We start from the raw sequence: 24,904 nt of genomic DNA on the forward strand, positions 1-24,904 counted from the left end.
AAAGCAAAGATCTGGTTTCAAGGCTTCGTTGAAAGAGCAAAAACGAGTGTTGTTGAGGAAAGAAAATGAAGTGCTCCTGTCCACACAGGAAAAAATGATCAAATATTTGTCAAAACAAATAAGCGTTGTGCAAAAGCAGATGGAAGGGATTATTAAGGAAAATGAATCTATGTTCCGTAATTATGGACTCTTGAATACAATCAACGGCGTGGGACCACAAACAGCGTTTTTCATGATTGCCTATACCGCCAACTTTACCAAGTTCAAAAGCTGGCGAAAGTTTGCCTCCTATTGTGGCATAGCTCCCTTTCCTAACCGATCCGGAACAAGTGTAAGGGGAAGAACAAAAATAAGTCACCTAGCAAACAAGGAGGGCAAGGTACTGTTCCACCTCTGTGCCATGACGGCCATACAGTGCGTTCCGGAGATGCGGGTCTTTTACCAAAGGCGGCTGAAAGAGGGAAAGAACGAGATGAGTACACTGAACATCGTAAGGAACAAACTCTTGGCAAGGGCGTTCGCTGTGGTGAAAAGAGGCACTCCCTATGTTGACACTATGGGATATGCAGCTTAGCATATAGAAAAAAATTATGGAGTAATAGTTGTTTTAACCATAGGATACAGGAGGGCTTGCCCCAAGGTAGTATATTATCTCAATTTTATATCACCACCATCTGCCATAAGGGTCTGACCTGTCATATACTGACTATCATCACTTAATAAAAAGGCGATAATTGGAGCAACATCCTTTTGTGGATCTCCAAAACGATGCATTGGATTTTTACTTATTATTTCCTCATACTGATCTGGAAAATTCTCTTTCCATTGCTTCACTCCATCGGTAAGTGCTAGTGGACAAACGACATTTACTCTTATACCATCCTCTGCCCATTCATTAGCTGCTACACGAGATAACCCTCTAATAGCTTCTTTGGCTGCTGCGTAGCTTCCTTGATTTTTTTGACCAAGTAATCCGGCGCCAGAACCGAAGTTTACAATAGATCCTTTGGTTTTTTTAAGTTCGGGATATGCAGCTTTCATAAAATTTAATGTACCTTTTAAACCAGTGTTCATGGATAATTCCCAATCATCTTCAGAAAGTTCCATTAATGGTTTTTGGCGGGATGCATGTGCATTATTAACCACACTTGTTAATTTGCCAAATTTAGAAACTGCCAGTTGTACCGCCTCTTTTGCCACTGATTCTTTTGAAATATCTCCTTTTAAAAAAGCGATTTGGTCTGGGTTGGATGCTACTTTTTTATTTCCAGCATCCTCATTTAAGTCAACTGCAACTACACAAGCTCCTCTTTCTGTTAGTTCAGAGGTCATTGCTCCTCCAATTCCTGCTGCACCTCCTGTTACGATGATTACTTTTCCTTTTAAATTTTTCATATTTACTTAAATTATTAGTGAATGATTTTTAATTTATATAATCAATATAAATTATAATTATACCGTATCTTATTGTTTATAAATACTGGCTCCATCTTTAATAGTTTCTAATATTTCAATCTCTTTAACTGCGATAGGTTCTACTATCAATGGAATTATGTCCAAAATCACTAAGTCCGCTAACTTACCTATAGTAAATGTTCCTTTTATATTGTCCTACAAAAAAACTCATTAGCACCTTGCTAGTAATCGATTGCAAAGCTTGATAAGAAATTCCACCTTCGTTTTTCCCTATGATCGCACCCCAACGGGAAACCCGATTTACTGCGGAACAACCCGAGAAAATTGAATTGACAAGGGTGGCGGTATCATCGGAGTGGTTCTTAGGCTTTAAACCCAATAGATTTACGCCTAATATCGGACCCATACATTGCGCGTGTTTTTCCCCTGAATTCTCTGAGTACACATCTCCATAAAAATAGGCGTGATTGGTGAAAAAGGAAGGATGCATCATATAATTCATATAAGTTTCCAACTGGTTGGGGAGTGCCAATTTTGAATGGATAATGATTGTTCTTCTGCCCTTATCCAAAGGATGTTTCAACATTTTGTCGATATATTTTTTTTGTCGCAATGCTTCTTTTACTAATGGTGTCGCAGTTGCGGTGAATGTAAAGTAAACTAACCTCTACGAGTAGGATAGGGGGCATAGGCGGGCTAATGTTTTGGAACATTGAAATAAAGGTACTGAATTTATTTTAGTTTATAAACCAGCCCTTTAAAGGCAAATACAGGTTATTTTTTATTTAAAAAGTTGATAATTAAATAATAGGTGTGTAATATTTTAAATTCACATACAATATGTCATTAGGTTGTATAATTATCTAAATAGGATGTTCTAGATGAAATTAACTAAACCTAAGATAATAGAAAAGACTCTAAAATCTCTAAAGGGTATATCTGTTTTGGACTTCAAATAAGTAATATGATTTTTATTTTTTTTGTTTGTGGTTAGACCAACCTATCTGCATTTTTTAATGCTCTTTGTGAAAACAATGCTTAGTTGGATTTAGTGGGTATCATATTCTACTTCACTCTTTATAAATTAAACAATTTTTAAAATTCAATTGGTATAGCTTAGAAAATAGTTGAAGAATTAAACTATATTTATAGGAAGGATAATAAATAAAACCTAAATGTGGATATATAGAATCAATGTATTGACACTTATATTTTTAATTTCAGGGTGAAATTATCCTTAAATATAATATGAGAACCTTAATTGTTTGTTTGGGAATAATTGCTTTTGGACTTGGAAATATTGTTGATGCCCAGCCAAAGAAGGTCATCTCTAAAGAAATTAGGGAGGAGCCCATCTTTGATGTGCAAGATTTATTTACCGATGAACGCTTTCCCAACCTTGTTGTTGCTATGAATGGAACAGTAGTGGCTACTTGGGGTAGTAAACATTTTCGAGTTAGAAGAAGTGAGGATGGTGGAAGTATGTGGGGTCCGGAAATTACTATAGCCAATCCAGGTTTTCAAGGAGGAGGTACCACGGTAGATGAAACTACAGGCGATATTCTTGCTTTTATGGAGGAGGATCATCCTATCTCCCCTTTACATTTATATAGAAGTAGGGATCATGGAATTACATGGAAAGAGGAGGAGGTAACTATTCACCCTAATGGTTTAGGACATATCCCTTCTATGCATATGAATGAGCATGGTATTACCTTACAGTTTGGAAAATTTGCAGGTCGTTTAATTCGTCCCACAAGGTATTATGCAGGGGGAAATGCCAAGGAACATTGGGATAACCATTATACTAATGCAATGTATAGTAATGTATAGTGATGATGGCGGTAAAACTTGGATTGCAAGTGAGCCTTTCCCTGCCTATGGAACCGGCGAAGCAGCAATAGTAGAACTATCCAACGGGCATTTATACTATAATTCCCGTCGCCATAAGTCCACTGATGGTAAGAATCCTCGTATGCGATATATAGCTTGGAGTTATGATGGGGGAGAAACCTGGGAGGATTTGTCAATTAGTGAAGAGCTGCCAGACGGAGATCAAGATAGGGACTATGGTTTAATGGCAGGTTTAGTAAGACTACCTATAGAAGGTCATGATATTCTATTGTATAGTAATATTGATTCTGAATCAGGGAGGAAAAATGGAGCCGTATGGCTTAGTTTTAATGGCGGAAAATCATGGCCACTAAAAAAGATAGTAGATAAAGGGACTTTTGCCTACTCTTCATTAATCGCAGGTAGGAAAGGCACTGCTTCAGAAGGATTACTATTTCTGTTGTATGAAAGTGATTTAGGTGCAAAAATCGCTCGATTTAATTTAGCCTGGTTGTTAGAAGGTTTAAACCTAACCGATTATATAGATTAGTGAAGCTAGGAAGAAGCTTCATCAACTATTAGCTCTTAAACATTACTGGAGGGGAACTTAATAGAGCAAAAAACCTCTCTAGGATAGGTGTATCAATAAGAGAGAATTTAGAACATAATATTATGGTTCTAGGTGAATTTCTAATTATTAAGGTGAATCTGTCATAAAATACCTAACCATGAAATATACATATATAATTATTGCGGCTTTAATGTTACTAATTGTTCAATCGGGTTGTAAAACTCAAAAAATACGCCCTGTAGAAGAACAGCATGAAATTAAAGAAGTTATTAGGGCTTATTCTGAAACCATCACTGGTAATAGAGATATTAATAAGGAACTATACTATAAGTCATATATCGATAGTGAATATGGTCCAGAATTTATAAAAAGAATGGATGACGAGTTGAAAGTTAATTTTGTAAATACTAATTCTTGGGATACAGGGGTTGCTAAAATAGATTCGATTAATGCTTTAGATGGTTTATCCGTACTAATGAAAAAGGCTAAAACCGATTCTATAGTACGAAAGTATCTTGAACCCAAAGTAAGTGATTTTCTTAAGGATGAAGATTTAGAGTGGATGGCGGAATGGTCTAATCAAAAACAGAATTTTAGAAAACTAGATATCGAGGACGTACTTTTTACACTCCAATTTAACCGTCAGATTTCTGTTCCTGTATTTAATAAGGATAGGACAATTGCATTTTTTCTTGAAAGGGCTTATAATGAGCTCGAAGCTAATTTCTTTAGATATACAGAAGAGAAAGGGTGGGAGTTCTATTGTTCGGGTACACTTTGGATGGTCGCTTATTAAATCGTTCTGTCTATTTATAGTTGTTAAATTTATTAATAGATCAAAAGTTAAGGAGCATTCAATGTGTTTAAATCACTTAAATCTATCTTTAAATCTTAACTACTCATTATTTCCACATAGCTTAACTAGTATTTATTAAATTTCTAACCTTTCACTTTACCATAAACCAAGTCAATCAAATACTGAATGTTTTCTAGGTTGGACTCATGGTACCCTATAAGTCGATTCAATGACATAAGAAAGCCTAACTCCCTTGTTTCCTTGCTATAGCCTTTTTGGGTGGTAATATCATGCAGGTTTTCAGTAATCTCGTTTACAATGGAATCGGAAGTATTTCCCGGATTTATTTTGAGATCCCTTAGAGCTCCGGCCGTTTGTTCTTCATTGGCACAACTGAATTTTATATAATTCACCAATATCTGTTGCGTTCTTTCCGAAAGAAAGTTGATATCACTTCCATCAAAATAATGGTTTACTTGTTTGGCTATTGCATATAGGTTGCTTAGCTCCTTACCTAATAACTCTTCTTTTTTCATTCTTGATATATTTAATAGCTTAAAAAACAGAAAATGTATTCATGACTTTTCTAAAATTAAAAATTTATAAGGGTAATGCTGAACACTTTCAAATAAAAAAGTATCGCTAGCGCTGATTTTCAAGATAAACGGAATACTTGTTTCCGAATCTAGTAATTAATGTCAACTATTTTAATTTTCATTTTAGTCTTTAAAACCTCTGTTTTCAGTTGTATAACCTTCTGTCAATTCCATTTATTCATCTAAGTGTAGATGCTATTATTAGAATAATCACAGTACCAAATCAATATGTTAAGCTATGAGGACATTACTGTACATATATTATCTTAGCGAAAAACATAAAATAATCTCGAATATCCCTTATTCGAGAAATAACCATAGGGAACTACAATTAATTATTATTACAAATGAACTTTAAGAACCTAAGCTATTTCAGCGCCCTTATTACAATCGTATTTGTTACGACACTCAAAGTATATGGTCAGGAAAATGATCAGTTAAAACTCTGGTATGAAGCCCCTGCAGATAAATGGATGACCGAGGCCTTGCCCATAGGTAATGGCTATATGGGAGCCATGATTTTTGGAGGTATAGAGGAGGAGCATATTCAGTTTAACGAAGAAAGCTTATGGGCAGGAGGAAAGGGTGAATGGGACCAGTATAATGGCGGCAATAGAGAAAATGCACATAAATACCTGCCTGAGGTAAGAAAGTTGCTCAATGAGGGGAAATACAAAGAGGCACATCAATTGGCCAACAAGGAACTTACTGGGGTTATTAAAGGGAACGATGAAAAAACAGGATGGGCCGGCTATGGAGCCTACCAACCTTTTGGCGATATATTTGTAAAACCGGTACATGCCGGTATCCCCGGTAATTATAATAGAACACTAAATATTTCTAAAGCGGTATCTACTATCTCCTATACCGAGAATGGAGTTGATCATAAGCGTACTTATTTTGCTAGTTATCCTCGTCGCACCTTAGTATTCCATTTTGAAAATAACAGTCCTAAAGGAATCGATTATGTCATTAGAAAAACCGCAGTTCATAAGAATGTTTCCATAACCTTGGAAGGGAAAGAATTGGTAATGTCTGGTAGTTTAGAGAACAACGGGATGGGATTGGAAAGTAGAATGCTGATAGAATCAGATGGTGAAAAACCAACTTTCGTAAACGGAGAAGTACAGGTGAAATCTGCTAAGAAATTAACCTTATATCTAACCGCGGCAACGGATTATAAAAATGAATATCCTCATTATACAGGACGGGATTATAAGGCGTTGAACCAAAAGACAATTAAATCTTTAAGAGGAAAAAAATATAACCAGCTTTTATCTGAACATATAGAAGATTATACCCACTTGTTTAATAGGGTACATTTTAAGTTAGAATCTACCAATCAAAATAATCTTCCTACTAACGAAAGATTAAAAGCGTATGCTGCAGGTAAAGAGGATTCTGATTTGGAAACCCTTTATTTTCAATATGGTAGATACCTTCTTATAAGTAGTTCCAGACCGGGTTCTATGCCCGCCAACTTGCAAGGTAAATGGAATAATATGACGAGTCCGCCTTGGGCTAGTGATTATCATGCCAACATCAACATTCAAATGATCTATTGGCCTGCCGAAATCACCAATTTATCGGAAGCCCATGAGCCTTTAATTGAGTATATAGATAGATTAAGAGCACCTGGCAGAAAATCGGCTAAGGATTTTTTTAATGCCGATGGATGGATCGTAAATACCATGAATAATCCTTTTGGATTTACGGCTCCAGGCTGGGATTTCCCATGGGGCTTTTTTCCTGGGGGCGCAGCTTGGTATGGCCGTCACGTTTGGGAACATTATGAGTTTTCTGGAGATCGTACGTATCTAAAAGAAAAAGGCTATCCTATAATGAAAGAGGCTGCCCAATTTTGGTTAGATTATCTTACTAAGGATGAGGATGGATATTTGGTATCCTCACCTTCATATTCTCCCGAACATGGTGGGATTTCTACTGGGGCCTATATGGACATAGAAATTGCATGGGATATCTTTACAAATTGTATTAAAGCCACTGAAGTACTGGGTGAAGACAAGGAATTTAAAGAAAAGTTGATTGCTGCAAAATCACAGCTATTACCATTGAGAATAGGGAAGTGGGGGCAATTGCAAGAATGGAAGGAAGATGTGGATGATCCCAATAACAAACATCGACATGTTTCTCATTTGTATGCACTCTATCCAGGAAATCAGGTGAATACTTTAGAGACACCAGATCTAGTAGAAGCAGCAAGAGTATCCTTAAATGCTAGGGGCGATGACGGTACCGGCTGGTCTATTGGTTGGAAAATTAATTTCTGGGCCAGATTGTTAGATGGAGATCGGTCTTATAAGTTGTTGAGAAGGGCCATGCAGTTGGTGCATGAAGATGGCGTTAATATGATGGACGGAGGCGGAGTCTATACTAATTTACTATCTACTCACCCACCTTTTCAATTAGATGGAAATATGGGGGCAACTGCTGGGATGGCAGAAATGCTCCTTCAGTCGCATTCTGGTGAAATTCACCTACTTCCAGCGCTTCCCAAAGCGTGGGCTTCAGGAAAGATTTCTGGTTTAAAAGCCAGGGGCGGAGTAGAGGTGTCTATAGAGTGGAAGAATGGGGATTTAACTCAGGTACGATTTTTATCGACAGTAAGTCAGACTCAAAAGGTAAAATATCAAGATAAAACTGTGGAGCTTAATTTAAAAAGAGGACAAGTGTTGACATTAAATGAAGCATTGCAATCATCAAATTAACGAAGGGCCAACCATTTTATAGCTATGAAGAATTTTTTAATGATTATTTCTAGGTTTAATTTCTTGTTGAAAGGAAGAAGATGGTTGACTTTCCTTATATGTTTTGGAATTGCCAATCTGTTACACGCCCAAAAAGTAATAGATTTAAGAGATTATGGTGTTGAAGCTAATTCTTTTAAGGATGCAGTTCCGGCAATTACTAAAGCTTTGGCCGATGCCGCAAAATACGAATCGGCCATAGTCCGTTTTCCTAAAGGTCGGATAGATCTTTGGCCTGCCGCTGCAGCGAAAAGAGAACTGTATGTTTCCAATGCCACTGAGTCTGACTCCCTTAGTAAAGTCAAGAGTATTGGTATTTTATTGGAGCATATGAGTAATATTACTTTGGAAGGGGATGAAACCCTAATAGTGAGTCATGGGAAGATGATACATTTAGCTAATCTTTATAGTCGCAATATTACCATTAAAAATATAGGTTTCGATTATGAGCGTCCCACCATGTCAGAATTCATGGTAATGGAGCTAGGGCCCGATTTTGCTACGATAAAAGTGCACCGCGATTCCCGCTATTGAATAGCTATATTAGACAAAAGGTCTGCAAGTTGTTTATCATTTAGGGAAAAGAAAGCAAAGGGTATAAAATCTCTTTTTCTATATAGTTAGACCAGGTTGAAAATATTATAATGCTCATTCAACTTGCTATGGAAACATGACAAGTTGCAATTCTGCTTTTAAAATTTGTCTTAATTTTTTGTATTTAAAGGATAATTGAGTTAGAAAATATGGATTAAGAATGGGTCTATTTATTTGAAAATAGATAGAACAAGATAATTCTTAGGTTTATTTCAACTTTTCTGATGATAAGTCAAGAGAAGTTTTAATGATCTGAATTATTGACTGATATTTTTTATATCTTTCTTAGTCTAAAATATGATCTGTAAGTTCATTTAAAGTTAAAAGTTTAAGAATACGGTTGAGGGATATCTTATTCGCTGAAGCTTTTCCTATGAATTAACTTTAATTAAGTTTCTATTATAAGAGTATTACCACGAAATATTAAAATACTATTAACCGGTAATGGCTGCAAGGAGAAAACCAGAAAAGAAACATTTTGGACATTCAGAAATCTCTAAGTAAGCTCAATCCATTCCTTAAAATACATAGGTGAATAGCTAGCTATCAAAAAGTTATATCAAACAACTAAAAACTAAATCTTATATGGAATTAGTAAAGCATAAGACTAAAGTGACCGGATTCTTCTTCGCCTAATAAAATTTTGAATTTTACATCGGTTGACGGATTAGCTGCTAATAGTGTCTTAATCCAATTAAGACCGCATTGATATTGGTATTCCCCGACTTAATAAAAATGAAGAATAATAAAATGAAACAAAAAATACTGATCATATCGATCCTTGCAGTACTTCTTGGGGTGTTGTACGCCTATACCAGTGGGATATTTCATGTTTCCAAAGATGACTATTCATCGCTGAAGCTCCCTGAAGTAGTAGATTACAACTTCCATATTAAACCTATCCTCTCCGATAACTGCTATACTTGCCATGGTCCAGACGCGAATAAGCGCAAGGGTTTTCGCCTAGATCTAGAGGAGACAGCATTCACCGAGCTATCTGATAGCCCTGACGAATTCCCCATCGTATCCAAAGATCCCAAGAGAAGTAAGGTTTACCAGGCCATCGTTTCAGACGATCCAGATATGAAAATGCCGCCTCCAAACTCCAACTTATCCCTCAACTCCTATGAAAAGAAGCTTATCAAGAAATGGATAGAGCAGGGTGCTAAATTTGAGAAGCACTGGGCTTACCTACCGCCAGAGAAAGTCGCGGCTCCGAAGACGGAAAGGACGGATTGGGCACAAAACGAAATAGATAGTTTTATATTGAAAAAGCTAGAGGAGAATAACCTTCAGCCTTCTGAAAAGGCCCTAGTAGAAACGCTTATCCGAAGGATTAGTTTAGACCTGACAGGACTTCCCCCAACAACCGAACTAGTAGAAATGCTCATTAAGGATAGTTCCGAAGAGAACATCTCCAAAATCATAGATGAATTCTTGGCATCTCCTGCCTACGGAGAGCGCATGGCCCAATCTTGGTTAGATGTAGCGCGGTATGCCGACTCTCACGGCTATCAGGACGATAGTTACCGTACCATGTGGCCTTGGCGCGACTGGGTGATCCATGCTTTTAACGAAAACTTGCCCTATGATGAATTCCTGACCTGGCAACTAGCGGGCGACTTGTTGCCCAACGCCACCAAGGAACAGATCCTGGCCACGGGTTTTAATCGTAATCATCCCATAACCCAGGAAGGGGGGGTGATCCAGGAAGAATATAGAACTAATTACGTGTTGGATAGAACCAATACTCTGGGCAAAGGGATTTTGGGGATCACCTTGGAATGTGCCCAGTGCCATGATCATAAATACGATGCCATCTCCCAAAGAAATTACTTTGAATTTTTCGCATTTTTTAACCAAGTGGATGAAAAAGGGATACAGATGGATGCGGTAGCGGCAAAAAACCAGAAGTTCTTTGCCGATCCTCCATATATGGAAATTTCCAATGAGGAGAGCGATGGAGTACTTTCATTTATCAATATGAAAAACATATCAGAAATCAAGGTTATGGTTATGAACGATTCTGCTCCCAAGTCCACATATATCCTGGACCGGGGTGCATACGACCAACCTGCCGACTCGGTACAGCCTGCCACTCCTAACGCTATCTACGCTTTTTCGGAATCCCTTCCAAAAAATCGTTTGGGATTGGCCCAATGGCTGACCGATACAAAAAATCCATTGACAGCAAGGGTGTATGTTAACCGTATTTGGGGTATGCTCTTTGGAAAGGGAATTGTAGAGACTTCCGAGGACTTCGGGGTGCAGGGAAGCCTACCCACCCATCCAGAGCTTTTGGATTGGCTGGCGGTTGATTTTATGGAGCACGGATGGGATACCAAGTACCTATTAAAAAAGATTTTGCTCTCCGCCACTTACCAGCAAAAGTCTGAAGCTAGGCCAGATTTGAAGAAGGCCGATCCAGACAATAAACTATTGGCCCGTGCTGAGCGATTCCGAATGAGTGGTGAAATGATCCGAGATTATATTCTTGCCACCAGCGGTCTGCTCAATCGTGAAATCGGTGGTCCCAGTGTAAAGCCCTATCAACCTGCAGGGCTCTGGGAGGAGACCAATGCGGGTGGTAACCGAGGTATCTTAACCGAGTATATCCCCGATGAGGGTGATGACCTTTATAGGCGCTCTTTATATACCTTTTGGAAAAGAACCCTGCCACCACCTAACATGACCATATTTGATGCGCCCAATAGAGACTTATCCGAGGTACGCCGGCAAAAGACCAACACCCCCTTACAAGCTTTAGTGCTACAGAATGATGTACAGATTTTGGAGGCCGCCCGTGTATTGGCACAGCGGACACTTCTTAATAATCCTAATGATCCCGATGTAGTGACCAGTGTTTTTAAGCGTATCCTGGTTCGTTCTCCTAAAAAAGAAGAGCTTTCAATCTTGGAGAACTATTATTATGATGCGGTGAAGCTTTATCAGTCCAATATAAAAGATGCAGAAAAATTAATAGCGGTAGGGGATTATAAGCAATTGAATACCGATCCCATGAAAACGGCTGCCCTGATGCTCACCGTACAGGCCATTTACAATTTGGACGAAACTATTACCAAAGAATAAAACCATGGAGGAACATAAAAATAACCTGGAAGAAAACAAGAGCAAGGACGAAAACCCTTTAAAAGTGAATCGTCGCCATTTCTTTTCCCAATTGAGTGTTGGGATTGGGTCTTTGGCGCTGGGATCGCTGCTGATCCCCGATCTCTTCAAAGGGAGTGCCGGGACATTGGCAGCTCAACCTTTGGGCATTCCGCATTTTGCGCCCAAGGCTAAACGTATTATTTATCTGTTCCAGGCCGGGGGGCCTTCCCAGTTGGAGTCTTTTGACTACAAGCCCACTTTGCATAAGCGGATGGGTGAAGATTTGCCAGACTCAGTAAGGGCGGGGCAACGCCTTACGGGGATGACCTCGGGACAGGATAGTTTTCCTTTGATGCCGTCAGCGGTAAAATTCCGTCAACACGGGGAGAGCCAAAAATGGATCAGTGACTTTTTTCCACACATCGCCAAAATAGCCGATGAGATCACGGTGGTTAGAAGTATGCAGACTGAGGCAATCAATCACGACCCAGCCATTACGTTTTTTCAGACGGGTAGCCAAATCTCAGGTCGCCCTAGTATGGGATCTTGGCTGAGTTATGGTTTGGGTAACGAGAACAAGAATTTACCCTCTTTTGTGGTTCTTACCTCTAGAGGGAAGGGGAATAGTCAAGGCCTTTATTCTAAATTGTGGTCAAGCGGATTTTTGGATTCCAAACACCAAGGGGTGTTGTTGCGCTCGGGCAAAGATCCTGTGTTGTACCTAAATGATCCAGATGGACTTTCCCGATCGGATAAAAGACATTTATTGGACCATGTTTCGTCCCTAAATAAAATACACCATGTTGAAACGGGAGATGACGAAATAGAATCACGTATTGCACAATATGAAATGGCCTACCGTATGCAGATGTCCGTTCCAGATGTGATGGATATTTCCAAAGAGCCGGAATCCATCATCAAATTGTATGGTGAAGATTGTCAAGTCCCTGGTACCTATGCTGCCAATGCCTTACAAGCGCGAAGATTGGCGGAGAATGGTGTCCGCTTTATCCAACTGTATCACCAGGGTTGGGATCAGCACGGGAACCTGCCCAACGAAATGGCGGGGCAGGCTAAAGATGTAGACCAGGCCTCTGCTGCTTTGGTCATGGACCTAAAGCAACGGGGAATGTTAGAGGATACTTTGGTGGTTTGGGGTGGTGAATTTGGCCGAACCAACTATTGTCAAGGTCATTTTAATCCAGAAAGTTATGGTCGAGATCATCATCCTAGGGCTTTTAGCATCTGGATGGCAGGGGGAGGGATCAAACCCGGGCTTACCTATGGGAAGACCGATGAATTTGGGTACAACGTGATAGAGAACCCAGTGCACATTAACGATTTCCATGCTACGCTGATGTATGCCATGGGGCTAGACCATGAACAATTAACCTATAAGCACCAAGGCCGTCGCTTCCGGCTTACCGATGTTGCGGGCAATGTGGTAAAGGATCTTTTAATATAATCAGATGACGAACACTTTAAAAAACCGATGGGTAGATCTTATTGTTTTGGGCCTTTCGGTGTTCCTTATTTTTTGCTTTCTTTTTGAATCCTATATAGCGTTGCCAAGACTGATTTCTTGGTTTGGAAGACTGCACCCAATAATACTACATTTTCCAATTGTCCTTTTATTAATGGCTATATTCTTGGGCTTGACAGGAAAGAAAGTGCCGCAGCTGTTATTGACCATTGCGGTGATTTCTGCTCTTATAACAGCAATTTCCGGATTTTTTCTAGGGAGTGAAGTTCCCGCCAAAGGAGATTTATTGTTTTGGCACCAATGGTTGGGCGGGGGCGTTGCATTGTTGGCTGCTCTCTGGTATGCCTTATCACAGATGCGACTGAACCAAAAGAGGTACACCAAAGCAGTACAAGTGGTCTTGGTGGGACTTGTTGTAGCTACCGGCCATTATGGGGGTATGGTGACCCATGGGGAGGAGTTTTTGGCATTACCTACCAAAAAGCGACAAAAGAAAATTCCTGAAAACTCCTTGATCTATAAAGATATCGTTACCCGGATCATGGACGATAAATGCGTTTCCTGTCATAATCCAAATAAAAGAAAAGGAGAATTGATATTGACCGATATGGGCGGACTGCTCAAAGGAGGAGAGAGTGGAAACGCCTTAATTCCCGGTAAACCTGAAGAGAGTGAACTTATTAAACGACTTCACTTGCCAAAAGATCATGAAGATCACATGCCTCCGGAGGGTAAAATTCCCTTGACCGAAGATGAGATTGCTATTCTGGAACGCTGGATAGCCCTAGGAGCCTCGGATACTGTTCAGTTAGATCAGCTGGGCAGCGAAGAACCCTTAGTAGGTATGGTACGTAAAATGATGGCGTCCGGAAAAACAAACTCGTGGGCAAAACTTCCCAAGGTCGCGGACAGTACCCTGCAAAATTTGGCATCGGATTACATTACCATAAATAGGATAAGCAGTAATTCCCAGGCTTTAAGCATCTCCGTATTCTTGCCTCCCAATTACGAACCTAACCATATAACGGACTTAAAACGGATTTCTAACAATATCATTCAATTGGACTTGAGCGGTATCCCCATAGGGGAACAGGAAATGGATCTTGTGGCCCAGTGTAAAAACTTGGAGTGGTTAGAACTTGATAAGACACCTATTACCGATACAGAGTTAAATAAGTTGACAGGTCTGGACCAGCTTAGTATGCTAAAAGTGTATGGAACGGGTATTACAGATCAGAGCATATCCATTCTTAAGAACTTGAAGGGATTAAAAAGCCTTTATGTTTGGGAAACACAAATTTCAGATGCAGGATTTTCTAAATTAAAAGAATCCTCACCGCAACTGCAATTAAATCATGGAATTGATCAAGAGCTGAAGGCTTCCTTTATAGAAAAAGACAGTCTACTTTTTTAATACTAGCTAGATTTTAAGACGTATATTTTGCTTCTCCATAACACCTACTATCAGAATAAGGACATAAGAAAATAGTAATGATTTAAGGATTCCGATGATGCTTATAGTCAATACGCTAGGCCATTGAAAACCAATAAGTGCCAAAATCGGATACACAAAAATGGACATTAGATAACACGTTAAGGTACTTGTACCTGCGGGTTTAATAGGATTTGCCCAGTTGTAATAACCTAGCTTCTCTACAATTGTATATAAAACAACATAGGATAATAAACTAATACCTATACAAATAGCCGTCCCAGAGGGTGTTGCCAATATTTTTGAAATTATAAATGAAGGCCTTATTAAAAATCCATAACCTATAAATACCCCCCCCCCGAGGATGCATATAATGGTAAGAAATTGGGATAGGGGTCGAGAAGCTTTTTTAAATTTTAAGTATAATAAGGTGCATAGTAAACCTGCCATCACCAAAACGTGATTAGAAGCACTTATAACTAGTTTAAATGCTGGTAGCCCGTAGAAATAGTTGTTTTCCTGTACGTTTAAAAATAGTAATACTATAAAGGTCAGTACCACCATCCACATTTTTTTACCTAGATAGAGATAAACCATACTATTAAGGAGGTAGGCTCATCCAATAAGTCCCAAAACCCCCCACCATCTTATTTGCATTCCGGTAGTGATTTCCGGGCCTCCACCTTTATAATTCAAAGCTAGATAAAGTAATAATATTACAGTTTCCTGGGGGGTCGTTCCTTTATGCCCAAAGGGCTGTTTTATAACTATTCGGACGAAAAGGTTTCTGATCTGTTGGCATTTATCAAGACATTAAAATAGGTATAAACTAAATGAAATTCTTTAAACATACCTTATCAATTATACCTTATTTAATACTTGTTTCTTTAAAGGGGCAGGTAAAGGAAGTGCCTTCTACATTGGTATCTTTTGAAAAAATTCAGTTGTTGGACAAATATGTTTCTGAAGGAGCCTCTATTGCAGATATAGATGACGATGGACACCTAGATATCATTGCTAGTTCTATATGGTGGAAAGGCCCCGATTTTAAGGAAGCCTTTGCCTATGCCCCTGTAAAATACTTTCCTATAACCGGTCCGGGCTTAGAGGGCTATTCCACTATTTTTTTTTACATTCCCTTCTCACATAGATGGGAATCGTTGGATTGATATCCTTCATGTGGGGCTTCCCGGTTCGGATAGCAAATGGATCAAAGATCCCACTGAGATATCGCTACCTCTAGATGTGGATGCAATACAAGAACCAACCTATTTTAATGCTATAACTAATGTTTGTAATGAATCCCCGGTCTTCATAGATATAATTGGAGATACGAAAAAAGAGCTATTGGCTTTCAGCGACGGAAGATTAGTTTTAGGTATCCCTCCTAAAAATAATGGTGATAATTGGTTAGTTCTACCTTTTTCCGAAAAGGACCCTCAACGTTTTCCTGTGTATTCTCACGGTTTGAGAGCGGGAGATATTAATGGGGATGGACTGATGGATATAATTGAGAAAAGTGGATGGTGGCAGCAGCCGGAAAATTGGGATAAAAACACTCCTTGGATTTATCACGAATATCCATTTTCTCCAGGAACAGGAGGCGCCCAAATGTATGCCTTCGATATTGATGGCGATGGGGATAATGACGTATTGACGTCTATGGACTTTCTTGGTTTGAGCAAATTGAGAACAACGGAAAAATTAGTTTTAAGGAACATGTTGTGATGACTGATAGGACAGCAGATAATCCTTATGGAGTAAGTTTTAGTCAATTGCATGCTTTGGAAGTTGCGGACATTAATAATGATGGCATATTAGAAATTATCACTGGGAAATGTTTTTATGCTCATAATGGACGTGATCCAGGTGGAGAGGACCCAGCCGTACTATATTAGTTTAAAACTTTGAGATATCCAAATGGTTCGGTAGAATTGGTTCCTGATTTAATTGATGATAATTCTGGGGTGGGACGACAGTTTTCTACGGGAGATCTCAATGGAGATGGGAAGATCGATATTGTGACCTCGAATAAGAAGGGAGTACATGTCTTTATTCAGGAATAGAAGTAAGTATAACAGTAAATGATTAGCTAATAAATTGAATTGGATGAAACGTCGAGAATTTATTAATCGTGTAGGAGCAAAAGGTTAATATCTTTTGTACAACTTAGGTATAGGTCACATTTTTATGCGGTTTTTTTTTCGTTATTTTTATAGAAACCAATTTATAAAACTATTGATTATGAAACAATTAACCAAGAGTAAATTGCTGCTGACTATAGCTTTTGTAGGCTGTAGCCTATTGTTATCTGCCCAGGTTACTACCTCCAATATACGCGGATTGGTGTTGGATGATTCCAACGAACCGCTATTCGGCGCCAATGTTGTGGTCATTCATACCCCCACTGGAACAAAGTACGGGACCATTACCAATGAGGATGGAAGGTTTAATTTGTTAAACCTTAGGGTGGGTGGTCCGTACGAGGTTACCATTTCTTATATCGGCTACAAATCACAAACAGATAATAACATATTCCTAACCCTAGGTACCACGCAAAACTTAGAAGTATTATTGCTTACCGATAGTCAGGCCCTTGAGGAGGTGATTGTGGTATCTGATCGGGGTACTGGGACCTTTGGAAGCGATAGGACCGGAGCCGAAACTAGTGTTGGTGAGCGAGAGCTTACAAGGTTGCCCACTATTTCTAGGTCTGCGTCAGATTTTACCCGTCTAGAACCAACGGCTAGTGGTAATTCTTTTGGAGGACGTAATGATCAATACAATAATTTTTCCTTAGACGGAGCCATATTTAATAATCCATTTGGTTTGGATGCTCCTACTCCAGGAGGACAAACAGATGCCCAGCCAATATCCTTGGATGCCATTGAGCAAATACAAGTGGCTACTGCACCTTATGATGTAACCCAATCTGGTTTTACCGGTGCTTCTATTAATGCGGTAACCAAAAGTGGAACAAACGAATTTGAAGGAACAGCCTATGGTTTTTATAGAAATGAGGATTTAACCGGCAGCAAGGTGAAAGGTGAGAGTGTGGTTAAACCCAGCCTTAAACAAAATCAATATGGATTTAGTTTTGGAGGCCCCATTGTGAAGAATAAACTGTTCTTTTTTGTCAATTTTGAAAAAGATCAAAGGGACGACTTAGGTACAAATGGTTGGATCCCTAATACGGGATCGGGAGCGGTTAACGAATCCAGGGTAAGTGAAAGTGACCTAATGTCGGTGCAATCAGCATTAGCTAACCTAGGATATGATACGGGAGCCTACGAAGGTTTTACTTTTGGTGCCCAATCCACTAAGGGGATTTTTAAGCTAGATTGGAATATAAATGATAGTAACCGATTGGCGTTGATTTACAATTTTTTGGATGCCTCCAAGGAAAAGCCGGCGCATCCTACGGCAATTGCAACTCGCGGACCCAATTTTGCTACCTTGCAATTTCAGAATTCCGGGTATGAGATTAATAATAAATTAAACTCATTTCAGTTGGAATTAAACTCTAGTCTCTCCGATGAGGCTACCAATAAATTGCAGCTTGGATATTCTGTTTTTGATGATTTTAGAAATCCTTTTTCTAGACCCGCACCCGTTATAACCATACAGGATGGAAATGGTTCTAATTATATCATTGCGGGGCATGAGCCGTTCTCTATTAATAATTTACTAGACCAAGAGGTATTTCAATTGACCAATAACCTGAGTTTCTTTAAAGGAAACCATACCTATACCGTTGGATTCTCTTTTGAAAAGTTTCAGTTTAAGAACTCCTTTAACCTGATAAATTATGAATCCTTTAATTTTGGGATTTTTCCTTATTATGGTTTGTTTAATCCCTATCCGAGTGTACAGGAATTTTTGGACAATGCTCAGCCTGGTGGCGTTGTGGAAAAATATTTAGCCGCAACACAGAATGCATTTAATACTAGTAATGATGCGGGGGTAGGAAAAGATGGAGGATGGAAATTGTCCGAACTAAACGTAGGACAATTGGCGTTCTATTTACAGGATGAATGGAATGCGACGGATAAATTTAAACTTACCTATGGTATACGGGCAGACAAACCCCTTTATTTTAATACTTCCCGATTGATTCAAAAATTCATAAATACAGAAAATGGAGCCACTAGGGATACTTCCGTTCCCTATTTTAATCCAAACACAGGAGAAGAGGTGTTTTTAAACTCTACTACAATGCCAACTAATGACTGGTTAATCTCCCCACGCCTTGGATTTAATTGGAATATGATGGAAGATAGAACAACCCAAATAAGAGGAGGGACTGGAGTTTTCACCGGAAGATTGCCTTTTGTTTGGTTGGGGAATCAGGTTAGTGGTGCCGATGATGGTTTCTTCCAGTTAGTGGATCCAGACTTTAAGTTTCCACAGGTGTGGAGAACTAATCTTGGGATTGATAAGAGATTTGAGTCCGGCTTTATTGGAACGGTAGATGTTTCCTATACCAAAGATATTAATGCAGCTCATGTTCAGAATTGGGGACTTAGGAATCCTAGTGGAACCTTAAACGCTCCAGGAGACAATAGGCCTATATACACTGCGGCCGATAAAGGGAACAATGCATATGTGTTTACCAATTCGGACAAGGGTAGAATATGGAATGTATCCCTGAAGGGTCAAAAAACGTTTGCCTCTGGTCTATACACCAGTTTAGCCTACAGTTATCTAAATGCCAAGGATGTAAATTCTATAGAAGCGGAAATTACAGGGGATGCATTCGATTTTAACCCTAATCTAGGGAATGCTAATAACGATGTATTGGGTTATTCAAAATATGGAGATACCCATCGTTTTATTGGAGTAGCGTCTAAGCAGTTTAAATATGGTGGTGATACATGGGCAACCACCATTTCTACCTTTTTTGAATATGCTCAAGGAGGAAGGTATAATTATACCTATGCTGGAAATATAAACGGAGATAGCTCTTCACAAAATAACGACCTGCTGTATATACCTACCAGCTCAGAAGTAGGGCAAATGCAATTTTCTGGATCAGGACAGGCAGAGGCGTTTGAAGCCTATATACAGCAAGATAATTACCTAAAGGATCACCGTGGGGAATATATGGAACGCTATGGGGCACTTGCTCCATGGAGAGGGCGCTGGGACTTTAAATTATTACAAGATTACAATTTTAAGGTGGCCGGGGATAAGACCAATACCATTCAATTCAGTATAGACGTGCTTAATATTGGGAACCTAATAAATTCCGATTGGGGGGTAATTCAGCAACCTAATAATATTAGTCCAATAGGGGTTTCCGTAGATCCGGATACTAATATACCCACCTATACTTTTGATAATACAGTGATAAAAACCTATGGTTATGATGCTAGTTTATTATCCAGATGGCAAGCTCAGGTAGGATTGCGATACATATTTTAAATCGTATTTCGCTTAAAAGGTCCCTTTAAGGGTCGAGTTTACTAATTTTACCATTTAAAGATCTAAAAAGGCTGTGCAAATCGCGCAGCCTTCTTATTTTTGCAAATTATTAAGCGCTACCGTCAGTTATGAACGCTATAATAAATAATGGGATTAATATGAAGTGCCCAATGTAAAATTGTTATAAATGAAGTATACAAGACTTACTAAGGAACAACTGGAAGAACTACATCAAGAATTTATCAATTTTTTAGCAACCCAGTCGATTACAGCGGAGGAATGGGAATCCCTAAAAAAGGAAAAACCTCATGTTGCAGAAGATGAGTTAGATGTGTTTAGTGACCTTATTTGGGAAGGCGTGCTATCCAAAATAGAATACCTTGAAAATATTTCGGCTCAACATATGCACCTGTTCCAATTATTAGAAAAGGAAATAAAACTTATATCGGTGAAGGTATTGAATCCTGATATTGACCTAACTAGTGAAGAAGGGTTTGCGTGGTTTAAGAAAAATTTTCAATCCGATTTTGTTGAATATTTAACAGCCTCTAAAGTGTATTCAGAAGACAAAAATCTGGATAAATTTAATTTGATAAAACAGGGAGCAGTTATAACCAAAGGTGAGCTTTATCAATGGTTTGACCAAATGATAGGGTAAAAGCATTAATATAGAATACGAATATAGAGTATCAATCAAATTACAATAGAATTTAGATCATGGCACAGAAACCGTCAATAGCTAAGGGAACACGAGATTTTTCCCCATCCGAAGTGAATAAGCGTAATTATATCATGGATATAATAAAGAAGCATTTCAAAACTTTCGGATTTCAGCCAATCGAAACTCCTTCTTTTGAGAATTCCGATACGCTTATGGGGAAATATGGTGAAGAAGGAGATCGCCTAATCTTTAAAATATTAAACTCTGGGGATTATTTAAAGAAGGTAGATGGTGAGCTGCTAAGCAAAAAGGATTCTAATGCTATTACTTCCAAAATATCGGAGAAAGCATTGCGTTATGATCTTACTGTACCATTTGCTCGTTATGTGGTAATGCATCAAAATGAGATTAGCTTTCCTTTTAAAAGATATCAAATTCAGCCTGTTTGGCGTGCCGATAGACCACAGAAAGGAAGATTCAGAGAGTTTTTTCAATGTGATGCCGATGTTGTTGGTTCAGATTCTTTATTACAGGAGATAGAATTAGTACAATTATATGATGCTGTTTTCACCGACTTAAAGTTAGAGGGAGTAACTATAAAATTGAACAACAGAAAAGTGCTAGCGGGAATTGCTGAGGTTCTTGGGGAAAGCGAAAGATTGATCGATTTTACAGTGGCCCTAGATAAATTAGATAAAATTGGGATAGACGGTGTTTCTAAGGAAATGCGGGAAAAAGGAATTTCTGAATCGGCTATTGAAAAAGCTGCACCTCTATTTTCACTTAAGGGAACCAATCTAGAGCAACTTAATATTCTTGGTGAATTACTAAGAGACTCAGAACTTGGCACCAAAGGAGTAGAGGAGCTTTCCTTTATTATAGGTGCTTTGGAAAACTTAGGATTGCAGTCAGCTAACTTAAAAATTGATGTTACCCTAGCAAGAGGACTTAATTATTACACTGGTGCTATTTTTGAGGTAGCTGCTCCAGAAGGGGTGAGTATGGGATCTATAGGCGGTGGAGGTCGTTATGACGATCTTACTGGAATTTTTGGACTTAAAAATGTAAGTGGAATTGGAATATCCTTTGGCCTAGATCGAATTTATCTAGTGCTAGAAGAATTAGGGCTTTTTCCAGAAACTGCAGATAGTTCGCTTCAAGTCCTTTGTGTCAATTTTGGCGATAAAGAAACAATGGTGTCATTAAAATTAGTGAATCAACTTAGAAAAAGTGGGGTAAGTGCGGATTTATATCCTTCTAGTGTCAAGATGCAAAAACAGATGAAATATGCCAATAATCTTAACGTGCCATTTGTGGTATTGATAGGAGATAAGGAGTTGGAGGCAAACTCCTTTGTGGTTAGAGATATGGTAAAAGGTGGCCAAACGGAATATAGTTTGGATAATGTAGGTCAGTTTTTACAGGAATTGTAATTTACTCGATAATCGAGATTTAGATGCTCCGAGGCTTGCCTCGAAATCAATACGTTTTTTTTCTTTTAATGCCTTGTGGGCTTGCCCAGAGGTAATTTACTTGGAGGATATGCTCCACAAATAATAGTAGTAATAAAAAATCCTCCCCGAGAAGGGAGGATTTTTTAGTTTCTAACTTAATCGAAGTAGCTAAACGTCTCGTCTGGTTTAATTTTCAAGAGTGTTTCATAGATCAATCTAATCACATTTTCCACATCATCTTTATGTACAGTTTCAACCGTGGTATGCATATATCTTAGTGGTAAAGAGATTAGCGCTGAGGCTACCCCACCATTGCTATACGCAAAAGCATCTGTATCTGTTCCCGTGTATCTTGAGGATGCCATTCGCTGAAAAGGAATTTTATTAGCTTCAGCGGTTTCAATTATTCGCTCCCTTAACTTGTTCTGTACAGCTGGAGCATAGGAAATTACCGGACCCGCACCTATTTCAGTATGACCTTGTTTCTTCTTCTCGATCATTGGGGTGGTGGTATCGTGACACACATCGGTTACTATAGCTATATTGGGCTTAATAGTGTGGGTAATCATTTCTGCCCCTCTAAGACCAATCTCCTCTTGGACGGAGTTAGTAATGTACAATCCAAAAGGCAGTTCTTTTTTGTTTTCATGTAATAGTCTCGCAACCTCTGCAATCATAAATCCACCGATACGGTTATCTATAGCACGACAAACAAATTTGTCATCATTTAAAATGTGGAATTCATCAGGGTATGTGATTACACATCCTACATGAACTCCTAGTTTTTCTACTTCAGCCTTGTCTTTGGCACCTACATCTATAAAAATGTTATCTAATTTAGGTGGTTCTTCTTTAGAACTGTCTCTAGTGTGGATTGCTGGCCATCCAAAAACACCCTTTACAATTCCTTTTTTGGTGTGAATGTTTACCCATTTAGAAGGAGCAATCTGATGGTCGCTGCCTCCATTGCGAATAACATATATAAGTCCGTTGTCGGTGATGTAGTTAACATACCAGGATATCTCATCCGAATGTCCTTCAATAACCACCTTGTATTTTGCATCTGGATTAATGACTCCTACTGCGGTACCATAGGTATCTGTAATATAGGTATCCACATAAGGCTTTAAATAGTCCATCCATAACTTTTGACCTTCCCACTCATAACCAGTAGGAGAAGCATTGTTTAAGTATTTTTCTAAAAAATCAATAGATTTCTTATTAAGAATTTTCTTTGAGCTCATTTACTTTTAGTTTAATTACAAACTTAATAATATTCACTTTTATTTAATAATATACTGCTGGCTTTATCCTTAATTTTGGCACATGCTTTGAGATTTAAGATGTGATGATAAGAAAAATATCAATTTTGCTGTGTGGACTAATTGGATTCTTGGGGATTTCTCAGGTTCCGGATGAACCTTTAGATTCCATTTCCCAACAATATATTATTATGAAGGGGGATTCTGTTATGAAGAGTTCTATTGAGCTGAATGAAGTTTATATTTTTGGAAAACTTAGATTTCAAAATTATAATGAAAAGCTTCGCTACTATATATTAAGGAGAAAGACAATAAAAGTGTATCCATATGCAAAATTGGCCGCCGAAAGATTAGTAGAGTTGAATGATAGTCTAGTGCATATTAAGAAGAATAGACACAAGAGGAGATTTACCCGTAAAGTACAGAAGTTTATTGAAGAAGAGTTTTCGGAGGAACTAAAGAAATTGACCCGTAGTGAAGGACAGATTTTAGTGAAGTTGATTTATAGGCAAACCGGTACTACGGCCTTCGACTTGGTAAAGGAATTGAGAAGTGGGTGGCGTGCATTTTGGTATAACACCACAGCGAGAATGTTTAATATAAGTATAAAGGAAGAGTTTAGGCCTGATGTTGTTCATGAAGATTATTTAATTGAAGATATTTTACAACGTGCTTTTGCTGACTTTACTTTAGAACGACAACCATCGGTGCTGGAATATGATTATGCTACCTTAAGTAATATATGGAAGGATAATGACAATAATGATAATGACAATAATAAAGATAAAGGAAATACTAAGGTAAGAAATTAGCCTCTGTCTGTATGACCTTTGATAACAATTCTCCTGAAGGTTTACTATAAGATATAGTAAGGAGCTTATAAATTACCACTTAACTTTTTGGTAATTATAAAAAATATACTATCTTGTTCATCCTTTTTTAATCAATCAAAAACTTGTTTTTCAGGGTGTTGTAAATTTGTTTTAAAAAAGATTTAAAAAAGGCTTGTTATATCGAAAAAGGGGCGTAGATTTGCACCCCGCAAACGACGCGAATAGCGAGTGAGCGGACAGGCGATTAAGGTCGCTTAGTTTTTTGAAATTCCTAACCGATTTGACAAGCGAAAAAAAAGAAAACGAAGTTTTTTTTAAAAAAGGTTTGTCAGTTTAAAAAGAGGTTGTATATTTGCAGCCGCTTACGGAAACGGAGCGAGAAATAAAAGACAAATAAGTTCTTAGACATATTGTAAAGACAGCGTATTTCTAATCTGGCGACAGATTGGGAATATTGAAAAAGAAACCGAAAATACGAGCTAGGCATTTTACTTTTAATGGTTGATCGAAGTTATTTAAGAATCAACGATGAAGAGTTTGATCCTGGCTCAGGATGAACGCTAGCGGCAGGCCTAACACATGCAAGTCGAGGGGCAGCATTTCTAGTTTACTAGGAGATGGCGACCGGCGCACGGGTGAGTAACGCGTATAGAATCTGCCCTTTACTGGG

At 38.5% G+C, this 24,904-nt stretch carries 22 protein-coding genes and 1 rRNA gene; 18 read left to right on the plus strand and 5 right to left on the minus strand.

Annotation, left to right across the window (positions count from 1 at the left end; genetic code table 11):
* Positions 1–106 precede the first annotated feature (106 nt).
* A complete protein-coding gene (locus H344_RS20480; protein WP_169514979.1) occupies positions 107–574 on the plus strand; it encodes a transposase in 468 nt (155 codons plus the stop codon).
* 74 nt (positions 575–648) lie between these two features.
* On the opposite strand, the gene H344_RS0114935 is transcribed toward H344_RS20480, so the two are convergent.
* A complete protein-coding gene (locus H344_RS0114935) occupies positions 649–1,395 on the minus strand; it encodes an SDR family NAD(P)-dependent oxidoreductase (RefSeq protein ID WP_026811037.1) in 747 nt (248 codons plus the stop codon).
* A gap of 184 nt (positions 1,396–1,579) precedes the next feature.
* Positions 1,580–2,002, minus strand: a complete 423-nt coding sequence (locus H344_RS0114940) for an amidohydrolase family protein (RefSeq protein WP_026811038.1) — start codon at positions 2,000–2,002, stop codon at positions 1,580–1,582.
* Between the two features lie 662 nt (positions 2,003–2,664).
* Here H344_RS0114940 and H344_RS21195 point away from each other — a divergent pair.
* The 3 genes from H344_RS21195 (at position 2,665) to H344_RS0114950 (ending at position 4,616) form a co-directional block, all read left to right on the plus strand.
* Positions 2,665–3,249, plus strand: coding sequence for a sialidase family protein (locus H344_RS21195; RefSeq protein ID WP_051254356.1), 585 nt, complete (start codon positions 2,665–2,667; stop codon positions 3,247–3,249).
* Positions 3,227–3,799, plus strand: a complete 573-nt coding sequence (locus H344_RS21200) for an exo-alpha-sialidase (RefSeq protein ID WP_169514980.1) — start codon at positions 3,227–3,229, stop codon at positions 3,797–3,799. Before H344_RS21195 ends, H344_RS21200 begins: the two co-directional genes overlap by 23 nt.
* A 178-nt stretch (positions 3,800–3,977) precedes the next feature.
* Positions 3,978–4,616 carry a hypothetical protein gene (locus tag H344_RS0114950; RefSeq protein ID WP_026811039.1) on the plus strand — a complete coding sequence of 213 codons (639 nt, stop codon included), beginning with the start codon at positions 3,978–3,980 and terminating at the stop codon, positions 4,614–4,616.
* A gap of 143 nt (positions 4,617–4,759) precedes the next feature.
* Here H344_RS0114950 and H344_RS0114955 read toward each other — a convergent pair whose 3' ends face one another.
* Positions 4,760–5,152: a hypothetical protein gene (locus H344_RS0114955; RefSeq protein ID WP_026811040.1), complete on the minus strand. Its 393-nt coding sequence runs from the start codon at positions 5,150–5,152 to the stop codon at positions 4,760–4,762.
* Positions 5,153–5,559: 407 nt separating this feature from the next.
* Between H344_RS0114955 and H344_RS0114960 the strand changes: the two genes are divergently transcribed.
* The 5 genes from H344_RS0114960 to H344_RS0114980 all read left to right on the plus strand — a co-directional run bounded on the left by H344_RS0114960 (position 5,560) and on the right by H344_RS0114980 (position 14,582).
* On the plus strand, positions 5,560–7,941 hold the full coding sequence (locus tag H344_RS0114960; protein ID WP_026811041.1) for a glycosyl hydrolase family 95 catalytic domain-containing protein: 2,382 nt from the start codon (positions 5,560–5,562) through the stop codon (positions 7,939–7,941).
* 24 nt (positions 7,942–7,965) lie between these two features.
* Positions 7,966–8,514 carry a hypothetical protein gene (locus H344_RS0114965; protein ID WP_026811042.1) on the plus strand — a complete coding sequence of 183 codons (549 nt, stop codon included), beginning with the start codon at positions 7,966–7,968 and terminating at the stop codon, positions 8,512–8,514.
* Between the two features lie 810 nt (positions 8,515–9,324).
* Positions 9,325–11,664, plus strand: a complete 2,340-nt coding sequence (locus H344_RS0114970; protein WP_026811043.1) for a PSD1 and planctomycete cytochrome C domain-containing protein — start codon at positions 9,325–9,327, stop codon at positions 11,662–11,664.
* Between the two features lie 4 nt (positions 11,665–11,668).
* Positions 11,669–13,150 (plus strand): DUF1501 domain-containing protein, encoded by a 1,482-nt coding sequence (locus H344_RS0114975; protein WP_034256775.1) that lies wholly within the window; start codon positions 11,669–11,671, stop codon positions 13,148–13,150.
* A 4-nt stretch (positions 13,151–13,154) separates the two neighbouring features.
* Complete coding sequence (locus H344_RS0114980) at positions 13,155–14,582, plus strand: c-type cytochrome domain-containing protein (protein ID WP_026811045.1); 1,428 nt, start codon at positions 13,155–13,157, stop codon at positions 14,580–14,582.
* Between the two features lie 6 nt (positions 14,583–14,588).
* Here the strand turns inward: H344_RS0114980 and H344_RS0114985 are convergent, their stop codons facing one another.
* Positions 14,589–15,164: a hypothetical protein gene (locus tag H344_RS0114985; protein ID WP_157378312.1), complete on the minus strand. Its 576-nt coding sequence runs from the start codon at positions 15,162–15,164 to the stop codon at positions 14,589–14,591.
* Between the two features lie 269 nt (positions 15,165–15,433).
* Here H344_RS0114985 and H344_RS0114990 point away from each other — a divergent pair, with 269 nt between their 5' ends.
* The 7 genes from H344_RS0114990 (at position 15,434) to hisS (ending at position 22,118) form a co-directional block, all read left to right on the plus strand.
* The gene (locus tag H344_RS0114990) at positions 15,434–15,769 is read left to right on the plus strand and encodes a hypothetical protein (protein WP_026811047.1); all 336 of its coding nucleotides are present in this window, start codon (positions 15,434–15,436) and stop codon (positions 15,767–15,769) included.
* A gap of 10 nt (positions 15,770–15,779) precedes the next feature.
* The gene (locus tag H344_RS0114995) at positions 15,780–16,328 is read left to right on the plus strand and encodes an FG-GAP repeat domain-containing protein (protein WP_026811048.1); all 549 of its coding nucleotides are present in this window, start codon (positions 15,780–15,782) and stop codon (positions 16,326–16,328) included.
* Positions 16,328–16,498, plus strand: a complete 171-nt coding sequence (locus H344_RS21740) for a hypothetical protein (RefSeq protein ID WP_157378315.1) — start codon at positions 16,328–16,330, stop codon at positions 16,496–16,498. Before H344_RS0114995 ends, H344_RS21740 begins: the two co-directional genes overlap by 1 nt.
* A gap of 9 nt (positions 16,499–16,507) precedes the next feature.
* Positions 16,508–16,666: a hypothetical protein gene (locus H344_RS21745; RefSeq protein ID WP_157378317.1), complete on the plus strand. Its 159-nt coding sequence runs from the start codon at positions 16,508–16,510 to the stop codon at positions 16,664–16,666.
* 178 nt (positions 16,667–16,844) lie between these two features.
* Entirely contained in the window at positions 16,845–20,024 is a 3,180-nt protein-coding gene (locus tag H344_RS0115010; protein ID WP_034256778.1) for a TonB-dependent receptor, read from the plus strand.
* 187 nt (positions 20,025–20,211) lie between these two features.
* A complete protein-coding gene (locus H344_RS0115015; protein ID WP_026811050.1) occupies positions 20,212–20,682 on the plus strand; it encodes a DUF6495 family protein in 471 nt (156 codons plus the stop codon).
* Between the two features lie 59 nt (positions 20,683–20,741).
* The gene (hisS, locus tag H344_RS0115020) at positions 20,742–22,118 is read left to right on the plus strand and encodes a histidine--tRNA ligase (protein WP_026811051.1); all 1,377 of its coding nucleotides are present in this window, start codon (positions 20,742–20,744) and stop codon (positions 22,116–22,118) included.
* A gap of 176 nt (positions 22,119–22,294) precedes the next feature.
* On the opposite strand, the gene H344_RS0115025 is transcribed toward hisS, so the two are convergent.
* Positions 22,295–23,383, minus strand: a complete 1,089-nt coding sequence (locus tag H344_RS0115025) for a M42 family metallopeptidase (protein ID WP_026811052.1) — start codon at positions 23,381–23,383, stop codon at positions 22,295–22,297.
* 104 nt (positions 23,384–23,487) lie between these two features.
* Between H344_RS0115025 and H344_RS20490 the strand changes: the two genes are divergently transcribed.
* Both H344_RS20490 and H344_RS0115035 read left to right on the plus strand, forming a co-directional pair.
* Positions 23,488–24,213, plus strand: coding sequence for a DUF4294 domain-containing protein (locus tag H344_RS20490; protein ID WP_051254358.1), 726 nt, complete (start codon positions 23,488–23,490; stop codon positions 24,211–24,213).
* A gap of 546 nt (positions 24,214–24,759) precedes the next feature.
* Positions 24,760–24,904, plus strand: a 16S ribosomal RNA gene (locus H344_RS0115035); the annotation flags it as partial.

Origin of the sequence: Arenibacter latericius DSM 15913, from assembly GCF_000424985.1 — a bacterium.
In the GTDB taxonomy this organism is placed as follows: Bacteria; Bacteroidota; Bacteroidia; order Flavobacteriales; family Flavobacteriaceae; genus Arenibacter; species Arenibacter latericius.